General features: G+C 66.2%; 18 protein-coding genes. 10 read left to right on the top strand and 8 right to left on the bottom strand.

The features are described from left to right. Positions 1–85: 85 nt before the first annotated feature. From VFH65_RS05960 to VFH65_RS05950, 3 genes are read right to left on the bottom strand one after another with little or no spacing between them, the layout of a single operon-like run. Positions 86–1,417, bottom strand: a complete 1,332-nt coding sequence (locus VFH65_RS05960; protein WP_353320227.1) for a YhgE/Pip domain-containing protein — start codon at positions 1,415–1,417, stop codon at positions 86–88. Then, positions 1,417–2,967, bottom strand: coding sequence for an MFS transporter (locus tag VFH65_RS05955; protein ID WP_353320226.1), 1,551 nt, complete (start codon positions 2,965–2,967; stop codon positions 1,417–1,419). The genes VFH65_RS05960 and VFH65_RS05955 overlap by 1 nt, the downstream gene beginning before the upstream one ends. Continuing rightward, positions 2,964–4,568 carry an amidohydrolase gene (locus VFH65_RS05950; RefSeq protein WP_353320225.1) on the bottom strand — a complete coding sequence of 535 codons (1,605 nt, stop codon included), beginning with the start codon at positions 4,566–4,568 and terminating at the stop codon, positions 2,964–2,966. The genes VFH65_RS05955 and VFH65_RS05950 overlap by 4 nt, the downstream gene beginning before the upstream one ends. Positions 4,569–4,717: 149 nt before the next feature. Here VFH65_RS05950 and VFH65_RS05945 point away from each other — a divergent pair, with 149 nt between their 5' ends. Together VFH65_RS05945 and fadD8 are read left to right on the top strand one after the other, a co-directional pair. Next, on the top strand, positions 4,718–5,176 hold the full coding sequence (locus VFH65_RS05945; RefSeq protein ID WP_353320224.1) for a YciI family protein: 459 nt from the start codon (positions 4,718–4,720) through the stop codon (positions 5,174–5,176). Positions 5,177–5,303: 127 nt separating this feature from the next. Further along, positions 5,304–6,938, top strand: coding sequence for a fatty-acid--CoA ligase FadD8 (fadD8, locus tag VFH65_RS05940; RefSeq protein WP_353320223.1), 1,635 nt, complete (start codon positions 5,304–5,306; stop codon positions 6,936–6,938). Positions 6,939–6,946: 8 nt separating this feature from the next. Here the strand turns inward: fadD8 and VFH65_RS05935 are convergent, their stop codons facing one another. Continuing rightward, complete coding sequence (locus VFH65_RS05935; RefSeq protein WP_353320222.1) at positions 6,947–7,156, bottom strand: hypothetical protein; 210 nt, start codon at positions 7,154–7,156, stop codon at positions 6,947–6,949. A 144-nt stretch (positions 7,157–7,300) separates the two neighbouring features. On the opposite strand from VFH65_RS05935, the gene VFH65_RS05930 reads away from it, so the two are divergent. The 5 genes from VFH65_RS05930 to VFH65_RS05910 are packed head-to-tail and all read left to right on the top strand — an operon-like array spanning position 7,301 to position 11,020. Further along, positions 7,301–8,506 (top strand): RNA polymerase sigma factor, encoded by a 1,206-nt coding sequence (locus tag VFH65_RS05930; RefSeq protein WP_353320230.1) that lies wholly within the window; start codon positions 7,301–7,303, stop codon positions 8,504–8,506. Continuing rightward, positions 8,499–9,185: an HAD family hydrolase gene (locus VFH65_RS05925; protein ID WP_353320221.1), complete on the top strand. Its 687-nt coding sequence runs from the start codon at positions 8,499–8,501 to the stop codon at positions 9,183–9,185. The genes VFH65_RS05930 and VFH65_RS05925 overlap by 8 nt, the downstream gene beginning before the upstream one ends. Next, entirely contained in the window at positions 9,182–9,640 is a 459-nt protein-coding gene (locus VFH65_RS05920; RefSeq protein ID WP_353320220.1) for a nitroreductase family deazaflavin-dependent oxidoreductase, read from the top strand. Before VFH65_RS05925 ends, VFH65_RS05920 begins: the two co-directional genes overlap by 4 nt. Positions 9,641–9,650: 10 nt before the next feature. Next, on the top strand, positions 9,651–10,112 hold the full coding sequence (locus VFH65_RS05915) for a nitroreductase family deazaflavin-dependent oxidoreductase (RefSeq protein ID WP_353320219.1): 462 nt from the start codon (positions 9,651–9,653) through the stop codon (positions 10,110–10,112). After that, entirely contained in the window at positions 10,109–11,020 is a 912-nt protein-coding gene (locus VFH65_RS05910) for a 1,4-dihydroxy-2-naphthoyl-CoA synthase (RefSeq protein ID WP_353320218.1), read from the top strand. The genes VFH65_RS05915 and VFH65_RS05910 overlap by 4 nt, the downstream gene beginning before the upstream one ends. A gap of 52 nt (positions 11,021–11,072) precedes the next feature. Here the strand turns inward: VFH65_RS05910 and VFH65_RS05905 are convergent, their stop codons facing one another. Then, a complete protein-coding gene (locus tag VFH65_RS05905; protein WP_353320217.1) occupies positions 11,073–11,567 on the bottom strand; it encodes a pyridoxamine 5'-phosphate oxidase family protein in 495 nt (164 codons plus the stop codon). 64 nt (positions 11,568–11,631) lie between these two features. Between VFH65_RS05905 and VFH65_RS05900 the strand changes: the two genes are divergently transcribed. The 3 genes from VFH65_RS05900 to VFH65_RS05890 are packed head-to-tail and all read left to right on the top strand — an operon-like array spanning position 11,632 to position 14,477. Continuing rightward, positions 11,632–12,516, top strand: a complete 885-nt coding sequence (locus VFH65_RS05900) for an SDR family oxidoreductase (protein ID WP_353320216.1) — start codon at positions 11,632–11,634, stop codon at positions 12,514–12,516. Position 12,517: 1 nt separating this feature from the next. Next, entirely contained in the window at positions 12,518–14,083 is a 1,566-nt protein-coding gene (locus VFH65_RS05895; RefSeq protein WP_353320215.1) for a long-chain-fatty-acid--CoA ligase, read from the top strand. A 22-nt stretch (positions 14,084–14,105) separates the two neighbouring features. Beyond that, entirely contained in the window at positions 14,106–14,477 is a 372-nt protein-coding gene (locus VFH65_RS05890; protein ID WP_353320214.1) for a VOC family protein, read from the top strand. Position 14,478: 1 nt separating this feature from the next. Here VFH65_RS05890 and VFH65_RS05885 read toward each other — a convergent pair whose 3' ends face one another. Genes VFH65_RS05885 through VFH65_RS05875 form a run of 3 tightly spaced genes read right to left on the bottom strand, consistent with a single transcriptional unit; the run spans position 14,479 to position 16,348 of the window. Beyond that, entirely contained in the window at positions 14,479–14,781 is a 303-nt protein-coding gene (locus VFH65_RS05885) for a DUF3349 domain-containing protein (RefSeq protein ID WP_353320213.1), read from the bottom strand. Positions 14,782–14,792: 11 nt separating this feature from the next. Further along, positions 14,793–15,077 (bottom strand): hypothetical protein, encoded by a 285-nt coding sequence (locus VFH65_RS05880; protein ID WP_353320212.1) that lies wholly within the window; start codon positions 15,075–15,077, stop codon positions 14,793–14,795. A 32-nt stretch (positions 15,078–15,109) separates the two neighbouring features. Next, the gene (locus tag VFH65_RS05875) at positions 15,110–16,348 is read right to left on the bottom strand and encodes an inorganic phosphate transporter (protein WP_353320211.1); all 1,239 of its coding nucleotides are present in this window, start codon (positions 16,346–16,348) and stop codon (positions 15,110–15,112) included. Positions 16,349–16,515: the final 167 nt, after the last annotated feature.

The following is a 16,515-nucleotide window of genomic DNA, read 5'->3' as shown; positions in this document are numbered from 1 at the left end:
CGCCCAGTGGGCGGTTCGTTCGTCGAGAAAGCGAGGTTCAGGCAGGTCGGACATGCCCCAGAGCGTGCCATGTTCCGCCGCCGCGTCAGTCGTCTTTCGCGTAAACCCGGGCTCGCTGCGGGTCGTCGGCAGCGTGGGCGCGTTGATGTCCCCGCCGGTCGTAGATGCGGGTGACGACCCCGCCGATCACCACGCCGATCACCAAACCGATGGCCGTCATCACCAGCGCTCGCGTCAGCCCGGCGTCGGCGCGGCCGTCGAAGTAGAGCAGCGCCCGCGCGCCGAGAAAGACCTGGTGCATGGGTTCGAATTTCGCCAGCCAACCGAAGAACCGGGGCGCCGCCTCCAGCGGGATGGTGGCGCCGTTCGACGGTAAGCCCAGCATGACGAAGATGAACAGGTTCACCAGCAGCCCAACCGAACCCAGCACCGCGATCAGCGACGTCGATGTGATGCCGACCGCCGCGATGGTGAACGCGCCGTAGGCCCACAGCGTCCAACCGTTTGGTATCGGCATGCCAAGCGCGTTGGCGATTCCGACGTATGCCGCCGACGTCAGTAGGGCCATCGCGGCCATCAGCCCCCATTTCACGAGCAGCGTTCTGAACCGGGAGATCTGGACCTGCTCGGCGAACCGGTAAATGGGGCCAAGCTCGGAGGGCACGAAGCCCAGCATCGAGTCGACGAGTGAGCTCACCACGATGCTGCCGGTGAAGCCCGCGAGCAACAACAGCAGCGCGTAATAGAACGCCGACAGGCCGTTGCCGGTGCCGTTGGGCAGCGGATTGTGATCATTGGCTTGGATGTCGACGGGACTGGAAAGCGTAAGCGACACCCCGCCGGGTAACGGTGCGCCACTGGCCTTGGCCACCTGCCCCGACAACTGTTGGCCGATCTTGGTGTTGGCCTCGCTGACGGCCTTGGCCAACGTCAGCCCGGCGATGCTCGATCCCAACTCGCCGGCCCGGGGATTGGTGGAGATCGTGATGACCGGCCGGGTCACCTGACCGGGCCGCAGCGCATCCCGGCCGAGAGCCTGCAGTTTCGCCGAGAAGTCGGACGGTATCTGCACCAGCCCGTAGATCTGCGCCCTGTCCAACTGCGTGTTCGCTTCGTCGGTTGACAGCACCCGCACGTCGAACTCGTCGCGGTTCAGCCCGGACACCAGCCCGTCGACGATCTGCTTGCCATCGGGTCCTGCGTCGGCGTTCACGACGGCGACCGGAAAGTGCCGCAGGTTCGTCGTCGGGTTGAGGATGCCGGCCAGATACAACAGCGCCAGGGCCGAGAACACCGTCACCGAGACGACGATCGGCGCCAGCCAGAAGCGCGGAGTGCGGATCGTCGCCAGTGGATTCGGCGCGACGTGCCGATGCGGCGGGGTTGCGGCATGCCGATGGGGCGAAGGTTCAGACATCACGGCTCCTGTTCGGTCCTGGGTCGCAGCAGTATCAGGGCGAGGAGGATGGCGACGACGGGTACCGCCGCCATGATCAGGCTCAGGGTGTGGATCGCGTGGATCATGCTCTCTGTCGCGCCCTCGACGACTTCCCTTGCGCGTTGCGGGTCAATGACATTCACCCCGCCGGTCGACGCAACCGAAGTGCCGTGCGCGGCGCGCAGTGCCTCGCGGGCTTCTGCGAGGGTGATGTCGGAGCCGGCGAGTCCGCGCATCGCGTCGTGGGTGAACAGCGTCGTACCGACAACGGCGAACAGCGCCGGGCCCAACGAATACCCCGCCTGGCCGATGGCGGCCTTGACCGCAGACACTGAGCCCCCGAGATCCGGTGGGGCGCTGGACATCATGATCGTCGACTGCGGGGTCTGCACCACCGCTCCGCCGACGGCGTTCAACGCCACCACGACGAAGAACACCAGCATCGACGTGTTCTCGTCGACGGTGGTCAGCATCAGCAGCCCGGCCAGAAGCAAGAGCAGACCAGTGACAAGGACGGTGCGGTCGCCGAATCGTGTTGCGGCGCGACCGGATCCCGTCGCCGCGAACGCCTGCAACACCGTGGCAGGAACGAGCAGCAGGCCGAGCAGCGCCGGTGACTGGTCGCGCACGGTGACGAGATAGAAGGCGAACAGGATCGTCGACCCGCCGGTCAGAAAGTTGAACGTCGCCCCAGCGGTGATCGCGGCGTTGAACCGGCCCGAGCCAAAGATGCGCAAGTCCAGCGCCGGGTCCGGCGTGTGCGTCTCCCGCACGACGAACGCGACCGCGGCGACGACTCCGACCCCGATCGGAACGAACGCACCGGCGTGCAGACCGTTCTGCAACTGGGAGATGCCGTACACCAGCGACAGCAGGGCCGCGGCGACAAGGATGAGACCTGCCAGGTCGAGCCGTCGCGGCGTTCGCGGTGTCTCAGGCACAAACCGCAACACGATCGCCAGCGCAATCAGCGCTGCGGCTGGCGCGACCAGAAAACCGATGCGCCAACCCACGTGCTCGGCCAGCAGGCTGCCCAGTGCCGGCATCGGCGTCGTCAGCGCGAAACCCGCGCCGAGGTACAGCGCGATCGCGCCCGCGCGGCGCTCCGGTGGGAAGACCGCGTTGATGAGGGCCAGCGATAATCCCAGCAGGAACGCGAACGCCACGCCTGCCCCCGCGCGGGCGCCGATCAATACCGCGGTGTTCGGCGCCGCCGCGGCGAGCACACCGAACACCACCGCACCGAAAAGGCCGACGGTGAACATTCGCCGCATGCCGTACAGGTCGCCGAGCGCGCCCGCGCCGAGCACCGCCGCGGCCAGTGTCAACGTCGCCAGGCTGGCGACGAAACTCGCGGTGCCGGACGACATGCCAAGTCCCGCACGCACTTCGGAGATGTTGGCGGACAGGATCGTCGGATCGGCGGCCGTGATGCTGTAGCCAAGGCCCATCGCCACCACCGTCATGGTGGCTGCCAGCCCCGACACCTGCGGCCGAAAGCCCTTGGCGTCGGCGGCCGGCCGCGTCATCCTCCGTAGACCTGCTTGCCCGCAAGGAACGTCGCCCGCACCTCGAGGTCGGCGATCTCCTCTGGCGGCACCGATCGCGGATCGGCCGAGAGCACCACCATGTCGGCGTACTTACCGACCTCCAGCGAGCCGATGATGTCGTCGGCGAACAGCTGCCATGCCGCATCGATGGTCTGCGCGCGGATGGCCTGTTCGACCGTCAGCCGCTCTTGCGGCCCCAGCACCCGACCGCTCGGCGCGGTGCGCGTCACCGCGACGCTGATGTTGCGCAGCGGTTCCTCGGGCGTCACCGGCGGATCGTTGTGTAGCGAGATCCGCATCCCCGTCTTGACCGCGGATCCGCATGGCATCCAGCGGGTTCCGCGCTCGGGACCGAACAGGCCGTCGACGATGATGTCGCCCCAGTAGTGGATCTGGTCGACGAACAGGCTGCAGGTGACGCCGAGGTCGTGGGCGCGCTGCAGTTGGTCGTCCCTGATCGCGCCGACGTGCTCGAGGCGCAGCCGGTGATCATCGCGAGGCCAGCGCTGCAGGGCCTCTTCGTAGATGTCGAGGATGGTGTCGACGCCGGCGTCGCCCTGGACATGGCAGGCCATCGGCCAGCCTTTAGGGAAGAAGGCGCCGACGATTTCGCTGAGCTGCTCGCGGGTGTAGTTCGCGTGACCGCATGATCCCGGCGTCACGCCGATGGTCCTTGTCGCGTCGGTGTCCAGATACGGGAAGGACAGGTCGATGTTGCCGATCCATGGTGATCCGTCGACCCAGATCTTGATGCCGACCTGGCGGAACATGTCGTCGCCGTTATCGGGCGTCGCATCGGTGGTCATCTGTGCGGTGGAGATTTCGTAGACGCGCAGCCGCACGGTCAGCTCATCGCGCATCTGCTCGAGCACCGGGCGGAACACCGGGTCGAACGCCATCTCCGAGCATGTCGTGAGCCCGACGCTGTTGAGCTTGCCCAGTTCGGCGTGCAGCATCGCCGGATACTCGCTGGGCTTGATGGCGCCGCCCAGTAGGGAGAACACCGCGGCGGTCTCCTCGGCGGTGCCGTCGAGTTCGCCGTTGGCGTCGCGGCCGTACTTGGCGCCCTTGGGGTCCGGGGTGTCGCGGGTCAGGCCTGCGCGGGTGGCGGCCGTGGAGTTGAAGTAGGCCTTGTGGCCGGAGTTGTGGATGATCACCAGCGGGGTGTCGGGCGCGATGCCGTTGAGCCAGGCCAATGTGGGTTCCGGCAGGCCCTCTTGCAGCAGCGGGTCCCAACCGTTGAGGTACGCGCCTTCTGGTCCGCGGTTGGCGACCTCGCGCCGGATCGCGTTGACGACGTCGTCGGCGCCGCGCATGGTGACCGGCCGGATGTCGACCATGCGGTCCGACAGCACGATGGCCTCCGCCAGTGGATGGCCGTGCGCTTCCACCAGTCCGGGCATCACGCAGCCGTCGCCGATGTCGACGCGTTGCGTGTCTGGCCCGACCCAGGCTTCGAGGTCCGAGCGGTCACCGACCGCGACAATCCGGCCGTCGGACACCGCGATCGCCTCCGCGGTGGGTTGCCGTTCGTCGACGGTGAGCACCGTCCCGAAAATGACCAGGTCAGCGGCTGACATTGGGCCATCCTGTCAGCCCGAAAAGAAATTTGAAGAAATTTTGGTCCTCGTGTCGATTTCGGAGGGTTGCCGTTCGACGTAGTTGCGAGGGCCCACCTAAACAAGAATGAGTCGGGCCCCTTCCACCAGAGATAGAAGGAGACAGAACAATGGCGCGTTACATGCTGATCATGCGGGTCACCCCCGAGGCCGAGGCGGCCTTCCAGGACGCCGACATCGACTTCAGCGAGGTCATCGAGTCGATGGGCCGCTACAACGAGGAGCTCATCAAGGCCGGCGTGATGCTGGCAGGCGAGGGCCTGACCGGACCCGACGAGGGCTTCGTCGTCGACTTCAGCTCCGACCCGCCGGTCGTCACGGATGGCCCCTACACGGAGGCCAAGGAGCTGTTCAACGGGTTTTGGATGCTCGACGTGTCGTCGAAGGAAGAGGCCAAGCAGTGGGCGCAGAAGTGCCCGCTGGGACCCGGCGTCAAGCTCGAGGTGCGGCGGGTTTCGGAAGCCGAGGAGTTCCCGCAGGACAACCCGTGGATCGAAAAGGAGATCCAGTGGCGCGCGGACCTTGCTGAGAAGGTCGCCGAGCAGGCTCGCAAGGCCGCCGGCCGCTGATACCCAGCGTGCCGAAACTGTATTCCGGCAGAAGAAGTCCGAGTGAGGGCCTGCCGGAATACAGTTTCGGCGCTCGCGGGGTAGGGCAAGAACCACCGTTTCTGTAACACGTTCTAGTCTGGACGTCATGACTCAGGTCGATGCTTCCTCACGCGAGCGTTCGTCAGGCGAACTGCTGCGCCATCCCCTTCATTCCGGCCACCTCACTGTCGGAGCCTTGAAGCGAAACAAGGACAAGCCGGTGCTGTTCCTCGGCGAGACCACGCTCACCGGCGGTCAGCTGGCCGAGCGCATCAGCCAGTACATTCAGGCGTTCGAGGCGCTGGGTGCGGGCACCGGCGCCGCAGTGGGCCTGCTGTCGCTGAACCGGCCCGAAGTGCTGATGATCATCGGCGCCGGCCAGACACAGGGCTACCGTCGCACCGCACTACACCCTCTCGGTTCCTTGGACGACCACGCGTATGTGCTGTCCGACGCCGAGGTCACCGCGCTGATCATCGACCCGGTGCCGATGTTCGTGGAGCGAGCACTCGGGCTGCTGGAGAAGGTGCCGTCGCTCAAGCACATCCTGACCATCGGGCCGGTGCCCGAGGCGCTGGCCGGTGTGGCAGTCGACCTTAACGCCGAAGCTGCTAAGTACTCGCCGAAGCCGTTGGTGGCCGCCGACCTGGCGCCCAACCACATCGGCGGGCTGACCTACACCGGCGGCACCACCGGCAAGCCGAAGGGCGTGATCGGCACCGTCGGCTCGATTACCACGATGACGACGATTCAGCTGGCCGAGTGGGAGTGGCCGGAGCGGCCTCGGTTCTTGATGTGCACGCCGCTGTCGCATGCGGGTGCGGCGTTCTTCGTGCCGACGATCGTCAAGGGCGGCGAGATGATCGTGCTGCCGAAGTTCGATCCTGCCGAGGTGTTGCGCGTGATCGAGGAGCGGCGCATCACCGCGACGATGCTGGTGCCGTCGATGCTGTATGCCCTTATGGATCACCCGGATTCGCGCACTCGCGACCTGTCGTCGCTGGAGACGGTGTACTACGGCGCTTCGGCGATCAACCCGGTGCGCCTCAAGGAGGCGATCGACCGGTTCGGGCCGATCTTCGCCCAGTACTACGGCCAGTCCGAGGCCCCGATGGTGATCACGTATCTGGCCAAGGGCGACCACGACGAGAAGCGGTTGACGTCGTGCGGTCGGCCGACGCTGTTCGCCCGGACCGCGTTGTTGGGCGATGACGGTAAGCCGGTGCCGCAGGGTGAGGTCGGCGAGATCTGTGTTTCCGGTCCGCTGCTGTGCGGCGGCTACTGGAATTTGCCGGAGGCCACCGCTGAAACGTTCCACGACGGCTGGATGCACACCGGCGACCTGGCCCGCGAAGACGAGGACGGTTTCTGGTACATCGTCGACCGGACCAAGGACATGATTGTCACCGGCGGCTTCAATGTGTTCCCGCGCGAGGTGGAAGATGTGGTTGCCGAACACCCCGCTGTTGCGCAGGTGTGCGTGATCGGCACCCCTGACGAAAAATGGGGTGAGGCGGTGACGGCGGTGGTGGTGCTGCGGCCCGACGCCGATCGCAGCGAGGAAGCGGTGGCGCGGATGACTTCGGAGATCCAATCCGCGGTCAAGGAGCGCAAGGGTTCGGTGCAGTCGCCGAAGCAGGTGATCGTCGTCGACTCGGTGCCGGTGACCGCGCTGGGCAAGCCGGACAAGAAGTCGGTGCGTGCGCAGTTCTGGGAGGGTGCAGGCCGAGCGGTCGGCTGAGTTTCGCGCTAGTCCAGAAGCGCGTCGATCTCGGCGGCCAGCCTGTTTATCCGCTCTTGTTCGCTGGGCACGCCGCGGTGATCCTCGGCGGCGCGCTGCCAGCCCAACCGCCACAGGCGGGCCGCGGTGCGATCGCCGACGCCCGCGTACGGATTGAGCATCGTGTGCGGGAAGGCTTTTCGGCCGTCCCGGTACGCGGCAACAAGCCGATGCGTCATGACATAACTTTGCTGCGCGAGCAGACGCAAAGTGCTCCATTTCCTCGGCGTGTCGGGGACATTTGCGTCTGCTCGGCATAAAAAGGGACCCGGCACAATGGGCACGTGCCCGATCTTCAGCAGACCATCGACGCGGTGTGGCGGATGGAGGCGGCCAAGATCGTCGCGACGCTGACGCGGGCCGTCGGCGATATCGGGCTCGCCGAGGACCTCGCGCAGGAGGCGCTGGTCGACGCGCTGACGCAATGGCCGGAAACCGGTGTGCCGCGCAATGCCGGCGCGTGGCTGACCACGGTGGCCAAGCGCAAGGCGATCGACCTCTGGCGCCGGCAGGACAACCTCGACAGCAAGTACGCAACGCTGGCGCGAGACCTCGAGACGAAGGTCGACGAGGCATGGGATCCCGATCGCATCGACGACGACGTGATGCGGCTGGTGTTCATCTCGGCGCACCCGGTGCTGTCGCGGGAAGGGCAGATCGCGTTGACGCTTCGGGTGGTCGGCGGCCTGACCACCGAAGAGATCGCCCGCGCGTTCCTGACGTCGAAAGCGACGATCGCGGCGCGGATCACCCGCGCCAAGAAGACGCTGGCCGACGCCAATGTGCCGTTCGAGGTGCCGGATCGATCGGAGTATCCGCAGCGGCTATCCGCGGTGCTGAGCGTGATCTACCTGATCTACAACGAGGGCTACTCGGCCTCGGTCGGACAACGCTGGATCCGCGACGAGCTGTGCAGCGAAGCGCTGAGGCTGGGCAGGGTGTTGGCCGCGCTGGTGCCCGACGAGGCTGAGGTGCACGGGCTGGTGGCGTTGATGGAGTTTCAATCGTCGCGGTTCGCGGCGCGCACAGACGCCGAGGGCAAGCCCATCCTGCTGGAAGCGCAGAACCGGACGAAGTGGGACCGCGCGCAGATCCAGCGCGGGATCGCCGCATTGGAGCGCGCCGCTAATGCGTTGCAGCACAAGGGAGTTGGTTGGGGTCCGTACGGGCTGCAGGCCGCGCTGGCCGAATGCCACGCGACAGCGCCGACTTCTGCCGACACCGACTGGAACCGCATCGTCCTGCTGTACGACGGGCTGCTGCAGGTGGCCCCGTCCCCTGTGGTCGAGCTGAACCGAGCCGTCGCGGTGGCGATGGCTTCCGGGCCTGCAGACGCATTAGGGATCGTCGACGAGATCCAGGGTCTCGACGAGTCCTACCTATTGCCGAGCGTGCGCGGCGAGCTGTTGGCCCGGCTGGGCCGCAATGTCGAGGCCGCCGACGAGTTCGACCGCGCCGCGAAAATGACCGACAACGAACGGGAGCGAGAAGTGTTGGCAGACAAAGCCGCTCGGGTGAGAAATGGATAGCGTCCGGGCCGTCTTGTTCGACTACTCCGGCACGCTGTTTCGTCTGGAAGAAGACGAGAGTTGGTTCGAGGGGATAAGAGTCGACGAGCGTGCGGTCGACGGCCACGTCCAGGCCGAGCTGATGCGCCGACTGACCGCACCGACCGGCCAGTCCGTCGAGATGACACCGCAGGCTCACGACGCGTGGATCAACCGCGATTTGGAGCCGCATCTGCACCGCGAGGCCTATCTGCATGTGCTGCGCGAATCCGGGCTGGCCGACCATCACGCCGAGTCGCTTTACGACCGGGTGATCGACCCGTCGTCCTGGACGCCGTATCCGGACACCGCGCGGGTGCTCAAGGCCCTTCACGAGCAGGGCATCAAGATCGCAGTGGTGTCCAACATCGCCTTCGACGTCCGCCCCGCATTTGCGGCGATCGGCGCGGATGAGCACGTCGACGAGTTCGTGCTGTCGTTCGAAGTCGGCGAGGTCAAGCCCAACGCCGCGATCTTCGAAACCGCGCTGACGCGGCTCGGTGTCGCCGCCGAGCATGCGGTGATGGTCGGCGACAGCGACGAGGCCGACGGCGGTGCCCGCGCGATTGGCTGCGGCTTCGCCCTCGTCGACCCGCTGCCGACGGCCGAACGACGCGATGCGCTATGCACCGCACTGAGTGGCTACGGCTTGCAGTTATGAGCACCGAGCGCGTCCGGCCGCCGCGATGGCTCAAGCCGGCCAACAAGGTACTCATGGCGCTGCTGCGGATGGGTGTGCCGATCTCGCGTCACGAGGCACCGGTCGTGCTGACCGTCTCCGGCCGCAAGTCCGGCAAGCCGCGTTCGACACCGATCACGCCGATGCACGTCGACGGCAAACGCTATGTGGTGAACGGTTATCCCGGCGCTGACTGGGTCAGCAACGTTCGCGCCGCCGAGGAGGCCACGGTCACGCAGGGGCGCCGCCGCGAACGGGTGCGGATGGTCGAGCTACCGCCGGACGAGGCCCGTCCGGTCCTGCGGGCTTTCCCGGCTTTGGTGCCGACCGGGCTGGAGCTGATGAAGCGGGCAGGCGTGCTGACCGACGGCACACCCGACGAGCTGGAGGGACTGGCAGGCCGCCTGCCGGTTTTTCGGATCGACACGATCACGTAGCGTCGGCGCTATGTCCGACAACACGCGCATCCGCCCGCCGTGGTGGCTGAAATACGTGAACAAAGTGATGATCGGCGCCCAGAAGTTGGGCTTCGGTTTCGGCGGCAAGGGCCCGGTCGTGTTGACCGTGCCCGGCCGTAAAACCGGCAAGCCGCGTTCGACGCCCGTCACGCCGATGACCGTCGACGGCAAGCGGTACGTGGTCGGCGGTCTGCCCGGCTCGGATTGGGCGGCCAACGCCCGTGCCGCCGGTGAGGCTGAACTGCGGCAGGGCCGGAACGTCGAGCGAGTCCGCATGGTGGAGATCCCCGTCGAGGAGGCCCGGCCGCTGCTGAGGGCGTTCCCGGTCGAGGTGCCAACCGGCGTCGGCTTCATGAAGAACGCCGGCCTGGTCACCGGACCCAACCCCGACGAGTTCGAGGCCCTCGCGGGCCGCTGCCCGGTCTTTCGCTTCGATCCGGTAAACGCATGAGCGACAACCCATTCGACCCGTCGGCGTGGCAGCCCGTTGACGGGTTCGATCTGACGGACATCACCTACCACCGCCACGTCGTCGACGGCGCATTGCGGCCGACGGTGCGGGTGGCGTTCGACCGGCCCGAGGTGCGCAACGCTTTTCGGCCACACTCCGTCGACGAGCTGTACCGCGTACTCGACCACGCCCGCATGTCCCCGGATGTCGGCGTGGTGTTGCTGACCGGAAACGGGCCGTCGCCGAAGGACGGTGGCTGGGCGTTCTGCTCTGGCGGCGACCAGCGCATCCGCGGACGCAGCGGCTACCAGTACGCATCGGGTGAGACGGCGGACAGCGTCGACGTTGCACGGGCCGGTCGGCTACACATCCTCGAGGTGCAGCGGCTGATCCGGTTCATGCCGAAGGTGGTGATCTGCCTGGTGAACGGTTGGGCCGCAGGCGGCGGGCACAGCCTGCATGTGACCTGCGATCTGACGCTGGCCAGCCGCGAGCATGCGCGGTTCAAGCAGACCGACGCCGACGTGGGCAGCTTCGACGGTGGTTACGGCAGTGCATATTTGGCCAAGCAGGTCGGTCAGAAGTTCGCTCGTGAGATCTTCTTCCTCGGCCGGCCGTATACCGCGGAGCAGATGCACGCGATGGGCGCGGTCAACGAAGTCGTCGACCACAAAGACCTGGAAACCGTGGGCCTTGGCTGGGCCGAGGCGATCAATGGCAAGTCGCCGCAGGCGATTCGGATGCTGAAGTACGCGTTCAACCTGACCGATGACGGACTGGTCGGCCAGCAGCTATTCGCCGGTGAGGCAACGCGATTGGCGTACATGACCGACGAGGCTGTGGAGGGCCGCGACGCCTTCCTCGAGAAGCGCGAACCCGACTGGACGCCGTTCCCGCGCTACTTCTAGTGATTTGTGGAGCGGGAGCCGCGGTGAGCGCGGCTGCAACTCCACAAATCGCCTACGGACGGAACGTGGTCTGGCCGTGCGGTGACTTCGTGAACGCGATCACCTTCGTCGGCGTCACACGGAACACGTAGGCGATGTGGGTGTCATGGCCGAAGCCGTCGTCGTGCGGCGTGAAATCCCATTCGCCGTGGTACTTTTCGCGAATCTCGTTGGCCAGCGGGACCAGCGTGTCACGCCCGGTAAGGCGCTTCGCGCTGCCCTCGACCACGACGTCCATCCCGTCCTTCCACGAGTTGGCGCCCGTCGTGACCGCGACGTTGGAATTCCGCTCGAGGTTGCGCGCCTTCTGCTCGTCGCCGCCGGTGCAGAACACGAAGCCGTCGTCGACCCACACCCCGATCAGCGGGGTGACGTGCGGTCGCCCGTCACCCGGGACCGTGGTGAGCCAATACAGCTCGGCGGCGGCCAGAGCGTCGCTGACCTCCTGCCACCCGACCGGCGCCGTCGCTTCACTAAAACGAGGGTCGAGCTTGCCGTTGATATTCATACCTATACCGACCGCCCTGCCGCGGAGAACTCATCAGATAGTAGGCCACCTAAACTCTGAATTCGTGAGTAAGAACCCGCTGCGGCGGTTGGCCGACCAGATCTTGCTGGCCAGCATGCGTCCGCCACTGGCCCCGCAATTGATGCTCTACCGGCCCGACCGCGACGAGGTCGATCTGTCGGGCAAGCGGATCTTGCTCACAGGGGCGTCATCGGGCATCGGTGAGGCCGCGGCCGAAAAGTTCGCTCGCCGCGGCGCCACCGTGGTGGTGGCCGCCCGCCGCCAGGACCTGCTGGATCAGCTGGTCGACCGGATCACCGCCGCCGGAGGCGATGCACGGGCGCACGCAGCCGACCTGTCCGATCTCGACGCCGTCGACGAACTGGTCGCCAAGGTCGAGCAGGACCTCGGCGGGATCGACATCCTGATCAACAATGCCGGCCGGTCGATCCGTCGTCCGCTGGCCGAATCACTCGAGCGCTGGCACGACGTCGAGCGCACGATGGCGCTGAACTACTACTCACCGCTGCGGCTGATCCGCGGCCTGGCACCGGGCATGCGCGAGCGCCGCAACGGCCACATCATCAACGTGTCGACATGGGGCGTGCTCAGCGAATCGTCGCCGCTGTTCGCGGTCTACAACGCGTCGAAGGCCGCGCTCACCGCGGTCAGCCGGGTCATCGAAACGGAGTGGGCCGACCAAGGCGTGCATTCGACGACGCTGTTCTACCCACTGGTGATCACGCCGATGATCGCGCCGACCCGTGCGTACGACGGCCTACCCGGGCTGAGCGCGCAGGAGGCCGCCGATTGGATGGTCACCGCGGCGCGGACCCGGCCGGTGCGCATCGCTCCGCGGATGGCGCTCACCGCCCATGCCCTCAACAGCGTGGCCCCAGGAGCGGTCGACGCGATCATGAAACGGCAGAGCGTCCAGCCGAAGGACTGACATGCCGCACGCCGATATCTCGACCATCGCCGACATCGTGCGCGTGCACGGCGCGAAGCGGCCGGACGCCGTAGCCCTCGTGGTCGGCGAGCAGACATTCACGTTCGCCGAACTGGACGCGCGGTCCAGCCAAGTGGCCCAAGCATTCCGGGCAGCCGGCATCGGCTTCGGCGACCGTGTCTGCTTCGTGGAGAAGAACGGCGCCGAGTTCTTCGACGTCGTATGCGGCCTGGCCAAACTCGGCGCCGTGGCCGTCCCCCTGAACTGGCGGCTGGCCGCGCCCGAGATGCTGCACATCATCGAGGACGCGCAGGCGCGGGTAGTCGTCGTCGGCTCCGAGTTCTTCGATCGCATCGAGGCGATCGAGGTGTGCATGACGCGGGTACACACCATCGTCGCCATCGGAAACCATGGCCGCTGGCCGACTTTCGACGATTGGCTGGCCGGCCACAGCGCCGAGGACCCCGGTGCGACCACCGGACCTGACGACGTCGCGTTCCTGATGTACACCTCCGGCACCACCGGCGCCCCCAAGGGCGTCATGTTGAGCAATCACAACTACTTCAGCAAATCCCACGGAATCGCCGACAAGTGGCGGCTGACACCCGACAGCGTCAGCCTTGCCGTTATGCCGGCGTTCCACATGGCGGGCTCCGGCTGGGCGCTGGTCGGCCTGTACGAAGGCTGCACCACCGTCGTGCTGCGTGACGTCGATCCCCGCGACATTCTGGATAGCATTGCGCGACACCACGTCACGAACATCCTCCTGGTGCCCGCTGTCATCCAGTCGCTGCTCGCAACCCCGGGCGTGGAAGACACGGACTTCTCGAGCGTGCGCGCGATCGTCTACGGCGCCTCCCCCATCACCGACGACGTTCTGGTGAAAGGCCTCGAGCGGTTCGGTTGCGAGTTCTTCCAGGTTTACGGCATGACCGAAACCACTGGATCCATAACGCAACTCGACAGCTCCGACCACGACCCGCAGCGTCGGCCCGCGCTGCTGCGGTCATGCGGCAAGCCATACCCGTGGGTCGAGGTGCGGATCGTCGACGCCACCGGAGCCGACGTGCCGACCGGCGCTGTCGGCGAGGTGTGGACGCGCTCGCCCCAGAACATGATCGGTTACTGGAACAACGCTGGCGCGACGGCTGCGACCATCACACCGGATGGGTGGCTGAAGACCGGCGACGTCGGCTACGTCGACGACGACGGCTATTTCTATCTCCACGACCGACTCAAGGACATGATCGTCTCCGGCGGCGAAAACGTGTATCCCGCTGAGGTCGAGAACGTTCTGATGACGCACCCCGCAGTTGCGGACGTGGCCGTCATCGGCGTGCCTGACGAGAAGTGGGGTGAGGCCGTCAAGGCGTTGGTGGTGACGGCGCCCGGCGCGTCGCCCAGCGAGGCCGAATTGATCGCCCATGCCCGCGAACGCCTCGCAGGTTTCAAACTGCCCAAGTCGGTGGATTTCGCCGAGTCGCTGCCCCGAACGCCGAGCGGAAAGCTGCTCAAGCGCACGTTGCGCGAGCCGTACTGGGACGGTGTCGGCCGCCGGATCGGCTGACCGGCGTGATAGACACAGACGCATGGAGATCCTGGCCAGCCGGATGCTGATCCGGCCAGCCGACTATGAGCGCTCGCTGCGGTTCTACCGCGACGACCTCGGCCTGGCCATCGCCCGCGACTACGGCGCAGGCACAGTGTTTTACGCCGGCCAGTCGCTGATCGAACTGGCAGGCCACGGCACGCCAAGCGCAGGCGGCACGATGTGGCTGCAGGTCCGCGACGTCTACGCCACCGAGAAGGAGTTGGCAGGCCGCGACGTCGTGATCGCTCGCGAAGCGCGCCAGGAGCCTTGGGGATTGCACGAGCTGCATGTCGTCGATCCCGACGGCGTGCTGCTGATCTTCGTGCAGGTTCCCGAGAATCACCCGCTGCGACGCGACACCAGAAACTAGGTCAGCGAGCGGTTGCGAGCGGCCAGCCGACGGAGGCCAGCCGCGACGCGACCTGATGGATCTCCTCCGGGTTGGGCTCCTTGTCGATCACGGCCTGCACCGCGGTGCGGATGGCGGCTTCGGTTACCTCATCGGAGTCGGTCGACTTCAGGATCGACTGGGCGGCCTTGATCACCTCCTCCTCCGTCAGGGTCCGCTTGAGGAGCGCGAGCAGCGCGAAATAGTCCTTCGGCGGAACACCTTCCGGGTAGCCGCGGTGCAGCCAGCCCAACACGTTGTCAAGGACAGTCTGGTTCTCAGGCATGTGTTTTCAGCTCACTTCTTGGGCATGAAGGGGAAGAGGTCGATACCGGTGTGGTGGATGATCGTCGTCCTGGTGATCCAGAAGATCGCCGTCACGATCACCCAGCCGACGAACACGAACAGCAGGATGCCCAGGTACTTGAGCGCCGGGTTGGGCGCGGTTGCGGTGCCGTCGGTTGCGTCGCCGCCGGCTCCGTTGGAGTAGGCCACCAGTCCGTAGGCGAACACCGCGGGCAGGCCTGCGCCGAGAACCAGCCCGATGGCGAGCACCTTGAGGATGCTTTCTAGGTAAGTCATCAACGTTTCCTTTGCTTGTCGCGGCTGGGCGGTCAGACCGCGGCCGGGTCCTTGGTGGCTTCGCGGACTTCGGCGGGAACGACGGAGTTGGTCGAGTCGTCCCAATCGGCGTTGACGTTGCGGTGGTCGACCTTCTGCTGCTGTGCACGCCACCACATGTAGAACGACAGGCCACACAGGATGAGGAAGATCAGGACGTCACCGGCCAGTGCCGAGTTCGAGAGTGACTTGACTCCGTCGGAGAGCCAATACGACAGCGCCCCAACGAGTCCCGCGGCCGGGAGGGTGATCAGCCACGCGACGGCCATCCGGCCGGCGACCGCCCAGCGCACCTCGGCGCCGGGCTTACCGACACCACTGCCAAGGATTGAGCCGGTCGCGACGTGGGTGGTCGACAGGGCCATGCCCGCAGCGCTGGAGCTCAGGATGATGGCGGCCGACGACGCTTCGGCGGCGAAGCCCTGCGGTGACTGGATTTCGACCAAACCCTTTCCGAGGGTGCGGATGACGCGCCAGCCACCGATGTAGGTGCCGAGGCCGATGGCCACCGCGCAGGTGAAGATGATCCAGAACGGCAGGCCCTGCTCCTTCACATCACCGGTCAGGTGGCCGGTGGTGATCAGTGCGAGCGCGATGACACCCATCGTCTTCTGGGCGTCGTTGGTGCCGTGTGACAACGCGACAAGCGAGGCAGTGGCGATCTGGCCCCAGCGGAAACCTTGTTCGCGCCGCTTCTCCACGACCTTGCGGGTGATCCGGTAGACCAACCAGGTGCCGCATGCGGCGACGAGGCAGGCGATGACCGGGGCGGCGACTGCTGGGATCAGCACCTTCTGAGTGAGGCCCGACCAGTTGACGCCCGCGGTGCCCAACGCGGCGAGGCCGGCGCCCATCAGCCCACCGAAGAGCGCGTGCGACGAACTGGACGGGATGCCGAACAACCAGGTGATCAGGTTCCAGAGGATGCCGCCGATGAGACCGGCGAAGATGATCGTGAGCCCTGTCGATGCATCGATCGACGGGAGGAGGTGTCCGGTCTTGCCGTCCTGGACCTTGAGGACCGATGTGGTCACGGTGACGGCGACCTCGACCGACAGGAACGCGCCGACGAGGTTCAGGACGCCGGCCAGAGTCACGGCGGTCTTCGGCTTGAGGGCACCGGTGGCGATCGACGTCGCCATCGCGTTTCCGGTGTCGTGGAATCCGTTGGTGAAGTCGAAGGCCAGTGCCGTGATTATCAGCAGCACCAGGATGATCATCTCTGCGTTCACGGCGCTAATTCTGCGGCCAAACCGGCCGATATGCACAACTCACAGCCACTTTGAAAGAGCGTGTCTAGCAGCCAATTTGTCTATCTGAGCAATGTGTTCATCCACTGTTCACCCGAATGGCGGAAGACGTTCGCCAAGCAGGTTCGGCCCGCGCTTTTCGGGTTCGC

This window comes from Mycobacterium sp., assembly GCF_035697385.1.
Lineage (GTDB): Bacteria > Actinomycetota > Actinomycetes > Mycobacteriales > Mycobacteriaceae > Mycobacterium.
This window is presented reverse-complemented; position numbering and strand designations above follow the sequence as displayed.